The organism is Imperialibacter sp., from assembly GCF_048007035.1.
Classification (GTDB): domain Bacteria; phylum Bacteroidota; class Bacteroidia; order Cytophagales; family Cyclobacteriaceae; genus Imperialibacter.
Genome location: NZ_CP180355.1, coordinates 649574 through 664357, shown reverse-complemented (window position 1 = coordinate 664357; position 14784 = coordinate 649574). Strand labels below are relative to the sequence as shown.

11 protein-coding genes are annotated in these 14784 nt (G+C 45.8%); 8 read left to right on the top strand and 3 right to left on the bottom strand.

Going from position 1 to position 14784, the window contains the following annotated elements; genetic code table 11:
• Positions 1-33 precede the first annotated feature (33 nt).
• The 3 genes from ACMVP2_RS02995 (at position 34) to ACMVP2_RS02985 (ending at position 4239) form a co-directional block, all read left to right on the top strand.
• Positions 34-1044 (top strand): glutamine synthetase beta-grasp domain-containing protein, encoded by a 1011-nt coding sequence (locus ACMVP2_RS02995; RefSeq protein WP_339788875.1) that lies wholly within the window; start codon positions 34-36, stop codon positions 1042-1044.
• A 731-nt stretch (positions 1045-1775) separates the two neighbouring features.
• Positions 1776-3062 (top strand): ammonium transporter, encoded by a 1287-nt coding sequence (locus ACMVP2_RS02990; protein WP_416868189.1) that lies wholly within the window; start codon positions 1776-1778, stop codon positions 3060-3062.
• A gap of 109 nt (positions 3063-3171) precedes the next feature.
• Positions 3172-4239, top strand: a complete 1068-nt coding sequence (locus ACMVP2_RS02985; protein WP_416866650.1) for an outer membrane beta-barrel protein — start codon at positions 3172-3174, stop codon at positions 4237-4239.
• A gap of 54 nt (positions 4240-4293) precedes the next feature.
• On the opposite strand, the gene ACMVP2_RS02980 is transcribed toward ACMVP2_RS02985, so the two are convergent.
• Positions 4294-5010, bottom strand: coding sequence for an RsmE family RNA methyltransferase (locus ACMVP2_RS02980; RefSeq protein WP_416866649.1), 717 nt, complete (start codon positions 5008-5010; stop codon positions 4294-4296).
• Between the two features lie 171 nt (positions 5011-5181).
• Between ACMVP2_RS02980 and ACMVP2_RS02975 the strand changes: the two genes are divergently transcribed.
• From ACMVP2_RS02975 to ACMVP2_RS02965, 3 genes are all read left to right on the top strand, one after another.
• Positions 5182-7341 (top strand): glutamine synthetase III, encoded by a 2160-nt coding sequence (locus tag ACMVP2_RS02975; protein WP_339788885.1) that lies wholly within the window; start codon positions 5182-5184, stop codon positions 7339-7341.
• Positions 7342-7368: 27 nt separating this feature from the next.
• Complete coding sequence (locus ACMVP2_RS02970) at positions 7369-8220, top strand: alpha/beta fold hydrolase (RefSeq protein ID WP_416866648.1); 852 nt, start codon at positions 7369-7371, stop codon at positions 8218-8220.
• A gap of 66 nt (positions 8221-8286) precedes the next feature.
• Positions 8287-9354, top strand: a complete 1068-nt coding sequence (locus tag ACMVP2_RS02965; RefSeq protein ID WP_416866647.1) for a DUF6340 family protein — start codon at positions 8287-8289, stop codon at positions 9352-9354.
• Between the two features lies 1 nt (position 9355).
• Here ACMVP2_RS02965 and ACMVP2_RS02960 read toward each other — a convergent pair whose 3' ends face one another.
• Complete coding sequence (locus tag ACMVP2_RS02960; RefSeq protein ID WP_416866646.1) at positions 9356-9550, bottom strand: Lacal_2735 family protein; 195 nt, start codon at positions 9548-9550, stop codon at positions 9356-9358.
• 173 nt (positions 9551-9723) lie between these two features.
• Between ACMVP2_RS02960 and ACMVP2_RS02955 the strand changes: the two genes are divergently transcribed.
• Both ACMVP2_RS02955 and ACMVP2_RS02950 read left to right on the top strand, forming a co-directional pair.
• On the top strand, positions 9724-12138 hold the full coding sequence (locus tag ACMVP2_RS02955) for a TonB-dependent receptor (protein ID WP_416866645.1): 2415 nt from the start codon (positions 9724-9726) through the stop codon (positions 12136-12138).
• A gap of 32 nt (positions 12139-12170) precedes the next feature.
• Positions 12171-13235 (top strand): DUF4249 domain-containing protein, encoded by a 1065-nt coding sequence (locus ACMVP2_RS02950; protein WP_416866644.1) that lies wholly within the window; start codon positions 12171-12173, stop codon positions 13233-13235.
• On the opposite strand, the gene ACMVP2_RS02945 is transcribed toward ACMVP2_RS02950, so the two are convergent.
• On the bottom strand, positions 13232-14716 hold the full coding sequence (locus ACMVP2_RS02945; RefSeq protein ID WP_339788899.1) for a hypothetical protein: 1485 nt from the start codon (positions 14714-14716) through the stop codon (positions 13232-13234). The two genes, ACMVP2_RS02950 and ACMVP2_RS02945, sit on opposite strands and share 4 nt — an antisense overlap.
• Positions 14717-14784: the final 68 nt, after the last annotated feature.

The following is a 14784-nucleotide window of genomic DNA, read 5'->3' as shown; positions in this document are numbered from 1 at the left end:
TTAGTAACTGGTTCAAAATTAAACTTAACTATTATGTCAAAATCCAAACTAGAGTACATTTGGCTGGACGGATACAAGCCTACTCAAAGTTTAAGAAGTAAGACTAAAATCGTTGATGGTTTTAGCGGTAAGCTTGAGGACGCCCCGATGTGGTCATTTGATGGAAGTTCAACAGAGCAAGCTCTTGGCGGCTCCTCAGATTGCTTATTAAAACCTGTCTTCATTTGTCCTGATCCTGCTATTGAGAATGGATACCTTGTGATGACCGAAGTTCTCAATGCCGATGGAACCGCTCATGTTACCAACGGTAGAGCAACGATTGATGATTCTGATGACGATTTCTGGTTCGGATTTGAGCAAGAGTATTTCCTTATGGATCCTGAAACTGGTAAGCCAGTTGGATTCCCCGCTGGTGGCTATCCTGCTCCGCAGGGACCTTACTATTGTGGTGTAGGTGGCAAAAACGTCTTTGGTAGAGAGTTTAAGGACGAGCACCTTGATTTGTGTCTAGCCGCCGGTCTGAATGTTGAAGGAACCAATGGTGAAGTTGCTGCAGGTCAGTGGGAATGGCAAATTTTTGCCAAAGGAGCCACGCAGGCCGGAGATGAAGTGTGGGTTGCAAGATTTCTTATGGAAAGGCTTTCTGAGAAGTATGGCTTGTACATTGAGTACCATCCTAAGCCACTTGGTCAGCTTGACTGGAATGGCTCAGGCATGCACGCAAACTTCTCTAATACCTACCTGAGAACCGCTGGTTCCAGAGAGAAGGTGGAGAAAGTTTGTGAGGCCTTCAGAGGTGTGGTGAAAGAGCATATTGCGGTATATGGTGCTTACAATGATCAGCGTTTGACTGGTAAGCATGAAACTGCTTCTATCAATGATTTCTCTTATGGTGTTTCTGATAGAGGTGCCTCCATTCGTATTCCGGTTTATACGGCAACTCATGGATGGAGTGGTTACCTGGAAGACAGAAGACCAGCATCGAATGCTGATCCCTATAAAGTAGCTGCAAGGATCATCAAAACTGTTAAAACAGTGAAATAAGGTTTTAACACCTATTTCCTTTAGTATAATAGCCTCCTGAATTCAGGGGGCTTTTTTTTTGCCTCATCATGGCTGGTTTCTACCACAGTGATGCCTTTTTTTCGGTCACTCACTGGCCCAAATGGCATTGATTCTACCGATTGATTCCCCGACATTTTATCCTGGTTGCCGAAGTTTTGAATTGAAGCATATTAACCACCTAATATTCTGCGATTCTTCAAGGGCTCGAAACTAAAGCTAGATATACTGGTTTTCAGGCGAAATAATTATTTGCGAGCGTGACAATTAGCAGATCGTTTTTAGGTATCGATTCCATCGGGTAATATTTTGATAAATCACCAATAAAGCACCCACTTTAATGCGATATATTTAAAAATATTCCATTTTTTGAATATATCATAATGTAAAACCTCTCTTGTTATGAATGTGTTAAAATCAGTGGTCGTATGGGTAACATTAGCGGCAATGATTTTAATAAATGCAAAAATGAACTCATACGTGGGTAAAAAATGAACTGAAAAATGAATGATTTGCAATTTTTGATATAAAATTGGGTCAAAATTTAATCACTAGTTAGTAACTATTGAAAATTATTCATTCAAATACATTTAAACCTAACACTAACAAGTAGTAGTATGATGAAAGTCTTTACACCCGTTCTTGCTTACGTTAGCTCAGCTCAGGACTCCTTGGCAGTCGACAGTGCTGTGGCCGAAGTAGCCGAGGCCACCATGGTGGTAGCCTCTGAAACCGCAGCTGAAGTTGTGGATTACAGCACGCAAATTGCTGATGTACTATTGACAGCCAACAACATCTGGATGATGCTGGCTACAGCGTTGGTATTTATTATGCACCTTGGATTTGCCGGGGTAGAAACTGGGTTTTCTCAGGCAAAGAATACGGTCAACATCCTATTCAAAAACACAATCACTCCTATAATAGGGCTTTTGACTTATGCTCTTTGTGGTTTTTTCCTTATGTACCCAGGATTTGATGTGCCTGGCTGGTTTGCCTTTGATGGAGCCGGCTGGTCAATGTTCTGGTTTTCTCCAGCAGACGCTGACGTAACAACAGGCTACGCAGATGGCGGCTACACTTACTGGACCGACTTCTTGTTCCAGGCTATGTTCGCAGCCACTGCTGCAACTATCGTATCTGGAGCTGTTGCAGAACGCATCAAGATTTCTACTTACTTGATTTTCACTGTTATATATGTCGGATTTGTATATCCACTAATTGGCTCATGGAAGTGGGGTGGTGGTGCGCTTGACGACATGGGCTTTTATGACTTTGCCGGTTCTACACTGGTTCACTCAGTAGGTGGATGGGGTGCATTGGCAGGTATTATCCTTCTGGGGCCTCGTATTGGCAAGTATGTTGACGGCAAAGTGGTTGACAAGCCAGGTGCCAGTGTGCCTCTTGCAGTCATTGGTGTGTTCATGCTGTGGCTGGGCTGGTTTGGTTTCAACGGCGGTTCTGTGTTGTCTGCTGATCCTGGGCTGGTTTCATTCGTTCTCGTTACCACGTCATTGGCTGCTTGTACTGGCGGTATCGGTGGTTTCATCGGTGGCTACCTTCTATTCAAGAGACTTGATATTGGTATGATGCTAAATGGTATCCTGGCTGGCCTTGTAGGTATCACAGCAGGTGCTGATGTGATTAACCCAGGCTGGGCACTTTTTGTAGGCCTTGTGGCTGGTATCGCTGTAGTTTACTCAGTTGTACTTCTTGACAAACTGAAACTGGACGACGTAGTAGGTGCCGTTTCTGTTCACCTTGTTTGCGGTATATGGGGCACACTTGCGGTGGGTCTGTTCTCTACCAATCCTGAGCACACTTTCTGGATTCAGCTTAAAGGAGTAGTTATCTGTGGTCTGGCTGCGTTCACTGCGGCTTTCCTCATCTTCTTCATTCTCAAGAAAACATTCGGTATCAGAGTATCTGAAGAGCACGAGAAGTCTGGTCTTGACAGCCATGAGCATGGTATTAGAGGCTACACTATCATCTATCCTGATTGATAATCGATCGAAACTCACAATAAAAAAAGAGGCCTCCTTGCTTGCGGCGGCAACCTAACGAGCAAGAGAGGCCTTATCCAAAAAACTTTAAAAAAACAGATTAAAGCTTATGAACACTTTTACAAAATTACTATTCCGTGGCGTATTCGCTACCATTTTTACACTATCATTATCTGTGAGCGCTTTTGCTCAGGAAGAGGAAGAAGAAGATGCGCCACTTTCTATTTCCGGTTCAATTGACACTTATGTAAGAACAGCACCGGGTTATGAAGGTGCCGCCCCTGGTACTTCGTTTGCAAATGGCAACGGCTTTTCAATGGGTATGCTTGACTTAATTATTTCCAAGGAGGTTGGCAAAGTTGGCTTTGTGGGCAATGTTGTTTTCGGCCCACGTGGTCAGGAAGCGGCTTTTGGAGCACCAATAGGTAAGAACTTTGTTAATCAATTGTATGGTTATTGGAATGTCAGTGACAAAGTAACCCTCACAATGGGAGCTTTCAATACCTACCTTGGATATGAGGTGATTTCTCCAACAGCAAATTTTAACTATACCACTTCCTATATGTTTTCTTGGGGCCCTTTCAACCAGGCCGGCTTGAAGGCAGATTTCGCTCTTTCCGACAATTTCAGCTTGATGCTTGCCGTAATGAACCCAACTGATGTATTGGAAACCAATGATTTTGGAAATCACCTCACTGCTGGGTTGCAACTTGGCTACTCTGGTGACTTCGGGAGCATTTACTTGAATTCACGTTATGGTGACTACAGCGGAAAATTGTTCCAGGGTGATATTACGGCTGGTTTCGATATCTCAGATGCTTTCTTCCTTGGTGTGAATGCTACAGTACTTGACGATGATGGTGCAGGCTTCTCAGGTGTTGCACTCTACCCACAAATTGGTGTTTCAGATAATTTCTCTATCGGAGTTCGTGGCGAATATTTCGCAGTTAAAGGTGCTTACCTTGGCGGAATTGGTGCTGGCCCTATCGGTTACGATACTAATGGAGACGGTAGTGTTATCGATTTGACCCTTAGCGGAAACATTTCAGTAGGTAAGCTTACTTTCATTCCTGAAGTTCGTATCGATGCTACTTCAGAAGATACCTACGTGAATAAAGACGGCGAAGCAGGCAAGTCGTTGCCTTCGCTACTGTTTGCAGCGATCTACTCTTTCTAAATTATTTAGTGATATCAGTTAATAGAAAGCCCGTGAAAGCGGGCTTTCATCGTTTTAAGGCGTTGGTATTTGGTTGGCAACATGCAATAAGTGACATGCCACAATGCCGGCTGTTTCAGTTCTCAGTACCGACTCTCCCAGGCTTACGGGTAAAAATCCCCTGGAAATAGCCTGGTCTATTTCGGCCGCCGAAAAATCTCCCTCGGGCCCGATCAGTATCAGGTAGGAGGTATGCGTCTTCACTTTTGCTATCAGATAGTTTTCTATGGGCTGGTTGGCAATAGCCACAAAGTTTTGCCTGCCCTCTTGCGGTGTTTGTATCACTTCATCCAGTTTAACCAAGCCATTCAGTTTTGCTTTGATGAAGTTCTTAGACTGCTTCAGTGCACTGACCGTAATTTTCTCAGCTCTCTCCAGCTTCAGTTTGGTTCGCACCGAATGTTCGCATTCAACAAATGTGATTTCATCCACACCCAGCTCGCACACTTTTTCCAGAAACCACTCAATTCTGTCGGGCTGCTTGGTTGGTGCTATGGCAATGTGAATGTGATAAGGCCTGGAAAAGCTTTCGGCACTCAGCACCTCCAGTTGAGCGCCTCCCGATTGATCGCCGACAATTCGGCATAGAAAGCGTTCACCCATTCCGTTAGTGAAATAAACCTGGTCACCTTTCTTGTGCCTTAGTACTTTCAGGCAGTGTTGCGACTCTTCCTTATCGAGTGTAACGATGTCGTTGACGGAGAATTTTTGAGGATGGTAGAAAATGTGCATAATGTTATCTTGGGAATGCAAAATACGTTGCCTGCAATTAAGCATCAAAGAATTCAATGCGACGGCTGTAATTTGGCTAAATCGTTCATCAGGATCAAAAAATGATTAATTTCGAAGTTGGCAGAAATGAGCGGACTAACAGTTTTTTAAATACATAAATATCCCTGAAAAATGGCAAGACTGAGGTTTAAGGCACTGGAGGCCCTTAGCATGAGAAAGAAGGTAGAGTTCAAGCTTCCTTCATTGAAAATATCTGACTATTTCGGTCAAAATGCCTTTGGTATACCTCAAATGCGAAGTGCTCTTGCACCGGAGGTGTTTGAGAAAGTAGTGCACGTGAGCCATGGTAAGCGGGTGGACAAAGACACGGCTGATGCAGTGGCTGCTGCTGTGAAGACGTGGGCCATGAACAGGGGAGTGACGCACTACACGCACTGGTTTCAGCCTTTGACAGGAGCCACGGCAGAAAAACACGATACTTTTTTTGATTCCACCAAAGGCATCGAGGAATTCAAAGGCAGCGCCCTTGTTCAGCAGGAGCCAGACGCTTCTTCCTTTCCAAGTGGAGGGATCAGAAGTACCTTTGAGGCAAGGGGCTACACCGCCTGGGATCCAAGTTCTCCCATTTTCATTTGGGACACCACATTATGTATTCCCACCATATTTGTTTCTTTCACAGGGGAGGCGCTCGACTACAAAGCACCGCTGCTGAAAGCCATTGAAGCCATCGACAGGGCCTCTACCAAAGTTTGTCGGCTGTTTGACAGAGCAGTGGCCAACGTGACTCCCACACTTGGCTGGGAGCAGGAGTATTTTGTAGTAGATAGAGCCCTTTATAATGCACGTCCTGACCTGGTGATGTGTGGCCGAACGGTGTTTGGACACAATCCGGCCCGTGGTCAGCAATTGGACGACCATTACTTTGGAACCATTCCCACACGGGTACAGGAGTTCATGAAGGAGTTTGAGGTGGAGGCTCACAAGTTGGGAATTCCGATTCGCACCAGGCACAACGAGGTGGCTCCTTCTCAGTTTGAGGCAGCTCCGATGTTTGAGGAGGCCAACGTGGCTACCGACCACAACCAACTATTGAGGGACATCATGGACAGGATCGCTTTTAAGCATGACCTCAAAGTGTTGCTGCACGAAAAGCCTTTTGCCGGCGTGAACGGAAACGGCAAGCACAACAACTGGTCGCTTATGACCGACACGGGTGTGAACCTGCTTCAGCCCACCAGCAGTGCCAGGGAGAACCTACTTTTTCTTACATTCTTCGTGGTATCCATCAAAGCGGTGTACGAGCATGCCGATTTGCTCAGGGCCAGTATTGCGTCGTTTGGCAACGACTTTAGGTTGGGGGCTAATGAGGCACCACCAGCGATTATTTCAGTTTTCATTGGTCAAACGCTGAGCAACGTACTGGATGAGCTGGAAAAAAACGGTAATGTGAAAATTGAAAAGGGTGATAATCTGTATATGAAACTTGGAATTGATCAGATACCTGAGATCATCATGGACAACACCGACAGAAACAGGACATCACCGTTTGCTTTTACAGGCAATAAGTTCGAGTTCAGGGCAGTTGGCAGCGAGTCGAATGTATCGAACCCGATGATGGTGCTTAACCTGATTGTGGCTGATCAGCTTAATAAGTTCTATTCGGAGGTAACCAAACTGACCAACAAAGGCAAGGATCGCAGACTGGCGATTATCGAGGTCCTGAGAAAATATATCAAAGAATCGAAGTCAATCAGGTTTGAGGGTGATGGTTATTCGGAGGCATGGGTGAAGGAAGCTGAGAAGCGTGGTCTTTCCAATGTGCGGGACACGCCAAGAGCTCTCGATTTTTACCTTTCTGACAAGTCCACTCAGCTATTCAGCTCCAATAAAATATTGAATGAAAAGGAGGTGAAGGCTCGTCATGAGATCATGATTGAGAACTACATCAAGAAGGCACAAATTGACTCCCGGGTAATGGGAGACCTGGCTCTGAACCACATCATCCCAACAGCCATTGCTTATCAGAATAAGCTCATTCAAAATGCAAAAGGCCTGAAGGAGCTTGGGGTGGATAACAAGGAAATCATCAGCTATATAGAAGAAATAAGTCAGCACATTTCTGCCCTTCGCAAAAATGTGAATGAGATGATTGAAGAAAGGAAAAAGATCAACAAGATTGAGGATTCAAGGAAGCGAGCCATTGCCTATTGTGATGACATCCGGCACAAGTATTTTGATAAGATCAGGTATTCGGTTGATAAGCTTGAGTTGTTTGTTGACGACGAAGACTGGCCGCTTGTGAAATACAGGGAACTTTTGTTTTTGAAATAGGTTAAAAGCCTCATATATGGAGTGGTTTTGAAAACAATCCTGAAGGTTTTTTTTATCGTTTCCGTTAGTGCCCTCGTTTCTCACTTCATTGGAGGGTGCATGGAATTTCGGATGTCTTCCAAAGAAATGGGCAGCTACTACGAGGGCTATCCAAAGCCCGAGCTCGTGTCATTTGCATTTGGTGGCCGAACGGTTCACTATGCAGAGGCAGGCGACCCCACGAAACCATTGGTGATGTTTGTTCACGGCTCTCCCGGGTCGTGGAGCGCCTTTGCTGACTTTCTGAGGGATTCGGTGCTCATTGCCAACTTTCACATGATTGCTCCCGATAGGCCAGGGTTTGGCTACTCAAATTTTGGTAAGGTCGAGCCATCCCTGAAAAAGCAAAGCGAGTTCTTGTATCAGATATTGAAGCGATATCCGGAAAAGAGGGCTATCCTGGTCGGTCATTCTCTGGGAGGCCCGGTCATTGCTCAAATGGCTATGGATTACCCTGACAACGTGAAGGGGCTGTTGTTCGTGGCTCCTTCTATTGACCCGGCACTTGAGCCGGACGAATGGTTCAGACCGCTGCTGCGCAACTTCGTTGTTCGCACTTTCACACCCATAAGTTTGGCGGTATCCAACGAAGAAATTATCGGCCTTAAGGAAGAGCTGGGGATGATGACTGATGGCTGGAAAAGCTTAAAGAAGCCTGTTTATATGCTTCAGGGCGACAAAGACACGCTCGTGCCGATGGAAAATGCTTACTACCCCGGTAGGTTCATGCCCGACAGCCTTATTTACATTCAACTGCTAAGCGGGGTCAATCACTTTATTCCCTGGTCGCATCCTCAGGAAATAGTGAAAGGTATCCACTACCTGAATGCTTTGCCTTAGCGTCAATTTGGGAATGTAGGATTTTTGGTATCTTTATTGAGAAGCGTTTCTTTAGACTAGAATATTATGAAACTAACCAATCACACCCTGAAGCTTTTAGTGGCTCTGCTGGCTATAAGCCTGGCCGCCAGTTCCTGCACCAAATCGGTATATATCAATACGCTGAGGCCTGCGGAGATCACCTTTCCTTCGCATGTCAACACAATTTTACTGGTCGACAGGACGGAATTTGAGAGGAAAGGTCTCGGTATAATGGAAGGAGTACTTACCGGGGAGATGCCGGGTGAAGACAGAGCCGGTGTGCAGGAAGCGATGAATGCCTTTCAGCAGCAGTTGATGGCCAGCCCCAGGTTCCAGCTGAAGCGAGCCAGCGAAACGTTGAAAGGCAACAGTATGACGGGCGCTTTTCCTGATCCGATTTCATGGGGAGTGATCGAAAGACTTTGTCGGAACTATGATGCCGACGCTGTGATCGCCGTCGAAATTTTTGACACCGACTTCATCGTTACTAACGGGAAACGTGATGTGGAACGAGAGGTTGAGAAAGATGGAAAAAAAGTAATGGAGAAGGTAGTCGAGTATTATGCTGAAGGAGTGGGCAATGCGAAAATAGGTTTTCGACTATACGACCCTCTTGAAAAAACGATTGCAGACCAGCAGCTCTTTAACCCGTCCAATAATTGGAGTGCCACTGGAGCCAATGTGAAAGATGCCGTGTCGCAGTTAATTCAAAAAACGGAGGCCACCAGGCAGGTCAGCCGTACGGCAGGCTCTACCTATGCTTACAAAATTGCCCCCATGCCGGTGCAATTGAGTCGGTTTTATTACGCTAAATCCAAAAAGACGCCCGAAGTGAGGCAAGGTGCCCGGCAAGCTCAGGTAGGGCAGTGGCAGGGTGCCATCGACACCTGGCGGGGCAGACTCAGCCAAAGCATTAAGCGGAAAGAAGGGGGCAAGCTGGCCTACAATATTGCTGTGGCTTACGAAGTGCTGGGAGATTTTGATAGCGCCAAAGAATGGGCTTCAAGATCTTACGTTAAATACGAGAACAAGAAGGGCCGTGGATACAATAGCACCCTGAACCAGAGGATATACAATGATCAGCTGTTGCAGCAGCAGGGAGTCAGGGACTGATCTACTTTTCGGGAAAGGTTTCAATTTTACGCATTAGCGCTTCAGCTTCGGCAACTTTTTCGTCCGATTTTCGACGATTTATACTGCTGAGTTTAAACGACTCTTCAAGCAACTTTCTGTGCTTTTCAATGAGTTTTTCTTTTTCACTTTTCTTTCTGAAGAATCCGAATGCCATGTTTTGTGATTTATAAATCATATAACAGGATGATCGGTATAATGTTTTTAATGATGGTATTTTGTTAAAATGTTATCACCATGGAATCGTTATCATGCTTTTTTTGTGAAAAAATTAATCGCTACTTTCGGGGTCTCGACACCTTTAGCTGTTATTAGATTTTTACCACTGGATTTTACTACATCGCAAACTAAATGAGAAACTTTCTAAGAGCTCTCCCGGCTCTTTTTATTCTGCTCTTTTGTGCTTTTTTTTCTCTCTCTGCACAGAATTTTCAGTTCAAAGGTTACGTCAAAAACAGTGTTACAGGGGAGCCCATAGAGGGGGCTAACGTGTATGTTACGAACCTGTCTACAGGTGTTATCACTGACTCAACCGGGTATTTTTCTATGTTTTTGCCTCAGGGCACACACGCTGTGGAGTTCACTTACGTGGGTTTTGAGTCGAAGAAAAGGAATATTGCCCTAAACAGGACGGTTACTATCAACATGAACCTCGAGGAGTCGTCGCAACTGTTGCAGGAGGTGAGTGTGAGCGGGCAGGTCGAAGATCATAACATTTCCAGCTCGGAAATAGGGGTGAGTAAGATGTCGATGAAGACCATCGAAAAGATGCCGTCGTTCATGGGAGAAGTGGATGTAATGAAGAGCTTGCTGATGTTACCCGGAGTGAGTACGGTGGGTGAGGGCACCACAGGGCTGAATGTGCGAGGAGGCAATATTGATCAAAACCTGATTTTGCTCGACGATGCCCCTGTTTTCAATAGCTCCCACCTGATGGGCCTATTTTCAGTTTTTAATCCCGACATGGTGCGAGACGTTACTTTTTACCGTGGGGCTATCCCTGCGCAGTACGGAAGCCGGGTGTCGTCGGTGCTTGACATCAAAATAAGAAACCCTGAAACGGAAAGGCTGAAACTGGCAGGCGGGGTCGGGCTTATTTCTAACCGGCTGATGCTGGAAGGCCCGATTGGAAAAAGTGAAAAGCTTAGCTTCCTGATAGGTGGCAGGGCTTCGTTTTCTGATTATCTGCTCAAAATTTCGCCCAACAAATCTATTCAGGACACCAGGGCCAATTTTTATGATGTTACGGGCAAGCTGTTGTACAAGCTGAATAACAATAACAAACTGCAGGTGTCTTTCTATAGGGCGCATGATGGGTTCAAGCTGGCATCCGACTCCTTGTCGGCAGTAGAAATAAATGCTTCTTCTTCTCAGTTTGCCTGGGAAACAGCCAACGCCACCGTTCGCTGGGACCATGCTTTTACTGATAACTTCATTGCCAATATCGTCGGTGTGTACAGCGACTACAATGCGATCATATCGAGCCCCGAACCTACCAACGGCTTTGACCTTACCTCGGCAGTAAAATACCGCAAGCTCAAGTCGGACTTTAGTTGGTTTAGCTCCGGTGGACATTCGGTGATGTTTGGAGCGGCTGCCACCAAGTACATTATTGACCCTGGCCACCTCGACCCGAATAGTGACCAGTCGAGCATCAATGAATTATTGCTGCAGCAGGAAAACGGACTGGAGCTGGCTGGCTTCGTTAGCGACGAAATCATTTTCAACGACAAAATCACCTTGATGCTTGGGCTCAGGTATTCGTACTTCCAAAGTATGGGCGAAAGAAATGTGTATTCGTATGAGCCCAATCAACCTTACTCGCTAAAGACCATCACCGACACCACGTTTTTCAGTAAGGGAGAAAAGGTGGCGAGTTACCATGGGGCAGAGCCAAGGTTTTCTTTTAAATACAGCCTGAACCCCAGCAGTTCTATCAAGCTTGGGTATAATAAAATGCGACAGTATTTGCAGCTCGTATCGAACACCACGGCTGCATTGCCTATTGACAGGTGGCAGCTGAGCAATACCTACTCTCAACCAATTATTGCTGATCAGCTGTCAGTTGGCTATTTCAAGAACCTAAATAGTAATGAGTATGAGGTGTCGGCTGAGGTGTTTTACAAAACCACACAAAATGTAAGCGACTATAAAGATGGGGCAGAGTTGTTGCTCAATCAGGCGCTTGAAACGGCCATCTTGCACGGCAGTGGCTATGCCTATGGGCTGGAGTTTCAAACCAAGAAGAATTTGGGGAGGCTGACAGGCTGGCTGAGTTATACGTATTCTCAGGCACGTCAACAGGTGAAGGGTGATTTTGAGGAAGAAGAAATAAGCGGGGGGGAGTACTACCCAACTAATTTCAACAAACCACACATTTTGAACATGTCTGCTACGTGGAAGGAAAGTGCCAGGGTCAACTTTTCTGCCAATTTCACCTATAGCACGGGAAGGCCAGTCACATATCCTGACGATAAGTACTATGTATACGGACTTTTCATTCCGAACTATGTGAGCAGGAATCAGTACAAAATACCCGATTATCACAGGCTGGATCTTGCAATGACTGTTGGACCCGATCCGGCCAAGCAGACCAAATGGCAGGGCAGCTGGACATTCTCCATTTACAATGTTTACGCACGCAAAAATGCCTATTCAGTATTTTTTAAGCCTAATAATCAGGCTGCTGTGAATCAGGCTAATGCCTACAAACTGTCCATTTTCGGCACCATTTTCCCCTCCATCACCTATAATTTCTCCTTTTGACAGCCATGATGAACCTATTGATTTTACAGCATATGCATAAGGCTTTCTACATAAGTTTTTTTCTTTTTTTAGTGTCTTGCATTACCCCATTTGACCCTGATTTGACTCAGGAGAACCCCAAACTGAGCGTGGAAGGAACGGTGACGGACCTGGCGGGGCCTTATGCGATCAAGCTGAGTTACAGTACATCGTACACCAGCGGTGATAAGAAAAATGAGAATACGATCAGAGACGCAAAAGTCTTCATTAGCGACAGCGAGGGTAACGAGGAAGAGCTGACCTATAGTGGCAACGCAGGCACTTATGTGACCGCAGCCGATGGCATTCAAGGTGTGGCTGGCAGATACTACACGCTGAGGGTTGAACTTTCTAATGGTAAAGCCTATGAGTCATACCCTGAGCTGATGCCCCATGCGCCGGAAATAGATACATTGTACGCTGAGTACAGGGATGTGACTGGTGAATTTGTGCAGGGTGAATTTGATGTTTACCTGGATGCCACCGATCCGGCAGAAGAGGAGAACTATTACCTGTGGAAGTGGAAGCATTACAAAAGACTTGACTACTGCCTGACCTACGTGCAAAATTTCCCATCGCCACCCACCTGGTATGCGAGGTATTGCTGTAGCGAGTGTTTCGAAATTGAAGCTTGTGCCGGTTGTGTCAATATTGGATCGGATGCTCTGGTGAACGGCGGGAGGATCAGCAGAGTGCCCTTGATGTCGTTTGAGTACGACAGCCGGGAGCCTTACTATTTGCAGGCTGAGCAGTATTCACTGACGGAGTCGGCCTACAAGTTTTGGAAAACAGCTAGCGACCTGATTAACAATGCGGGTGGTGTTTTCGATAAACCGCCGGTGACCGTTAAAGGAAACCTTTTCAATGTGAGCGATCCGAATGAGCAGGTGTTGGGGTATTTTGGTGCTTCCTCAGTAAAAGTAAAGGCGGTGTACTTTAGGAGAGATAATATTCCTTCGTTTCCCTATAGCTCAACACCCCTCTATAATATCGACACACGGGGCTGCCAGGAATGTGAAGAATCGATTTACAGAACCGGAAGAAAGCCATCGGAGTGGGATAATGCGCCAACGTATTAATTGGAATAATTGATCTGATCGGTTATTCTGCCCTTTCGGTTGTAATACCTCCAAAGGCCAGTGCGCTCATCATTCAGGTATTTCCCTTCGGCTTCCACTGCACCATTGTCATGATAGTACTTCCATGGGCCCTGCTTTTGCGAGTTCAGTAGCTGCCCCTCAGAGGCCAGTTTGCCATTGGGGTGGTGGTACTTCCAGGTGTCAGCAGTGAATCCGTTTTTATAATAGCTTTCCAGCTTAAGGGTGCCGTCTTCATAGTAAGTTATCCTTGAGCCGTAGCCATCTTTTAGGGTGCCGCCAGGCAAGATTTCGCCTTTTGGGGTAAAGTATTCGCTGACTGCCAGTAGTCGGCCATTGTCCCAGTTTTCATCCTGTATCAGTTGTTCATTCTGGTAAAACCTGCCCCAAATGCCGTCCTCCAAATCCAGTCTGTAGCTACCGATAGCAGATATTTCTCCCGTAATATAGTAGCTGACCCACTGGCCGTCTCTCATGTCATTTTTGTACTTGCCTTCGGTTTCGATTGGGCCAGCCTCATAAAAGTATTTCCACAGGCCAGTCTTCTGATCACGCAGGTAGTCGCCAATAGAATAGAGGTTTCCATTCTCAAAAAAGCTTGTCCACGTAGCCGTCTTCAGGTCGTAGGCATATTTGCCTTCAACGCTCTTTTTGCCCCGGGCAAAAAACTCCTGATAGATGCCGTCCTTTAGGCCGTTCTTATAGTTGACATTTAACTTGAGCTGACCATTCTCGTAGTATTGCTGCCAGTTGCCAGTTGCTATGCCCAACTCATATTCTTCCGTCTTTTCCAGTTTGCCACTCGGGTAGTAGTACGACTGTTTTCCATCCAGCGAACCATTTTTATATTTCTCTTTGGCTAAAATCAATTTGAAAGGGTCGTATTCTACCCAAACGCTGTCTTTCTTTCCTATTTTGAAGACTCCCTCAAGCGCCACACTTCCATCGGGATAAAACTCCGTAACTGGTCCGTGAAGCGTATTCTCTTTGTAATATACTTTGGACTGCAATTGTCCGTATTCGTCGTAAAATTCGGCCTCACCGTCCAGTTTATCATTCTCATAAAACACTGCTGACTTCAGGTTGCCTGTTTCATAATACTCTTTCCAAAGTCCTTCTCGTTTGCCCTCGTTGTATTTGCCTTCGTAAAGCTTCAGCCCAAAGCGATAGAACCCTTCCCAGTCGCCAGTTCTCAGACTATCTTTGTACCGGCCTCGTTCCTTGATTTCCCCATTTGAATAAATACTGGCATAGATACCGTTAAGAATACCTCCTTTGTAGCTCTCCATTTGGTTGCGGCGGCCATCTGTGTTGTAGAAAAACCAAAGGCTGTCTTTCTTATCATTTTTGTAAAACCCTTCCGCCAGCAGCTGGTTGTTGCCCCTGTAAAAAAGCCACAGGCCTTCCTTTTTACCATTCTGTACCTCGCCTTTGTAAGTGGCAACGGTGTCAGGAAAAGACATCGTTTGGGCCTTCAATCCGGGAAGCAAAAAGCAGGATAGACAAAAAATGCTTAAAGAGTATATCAACA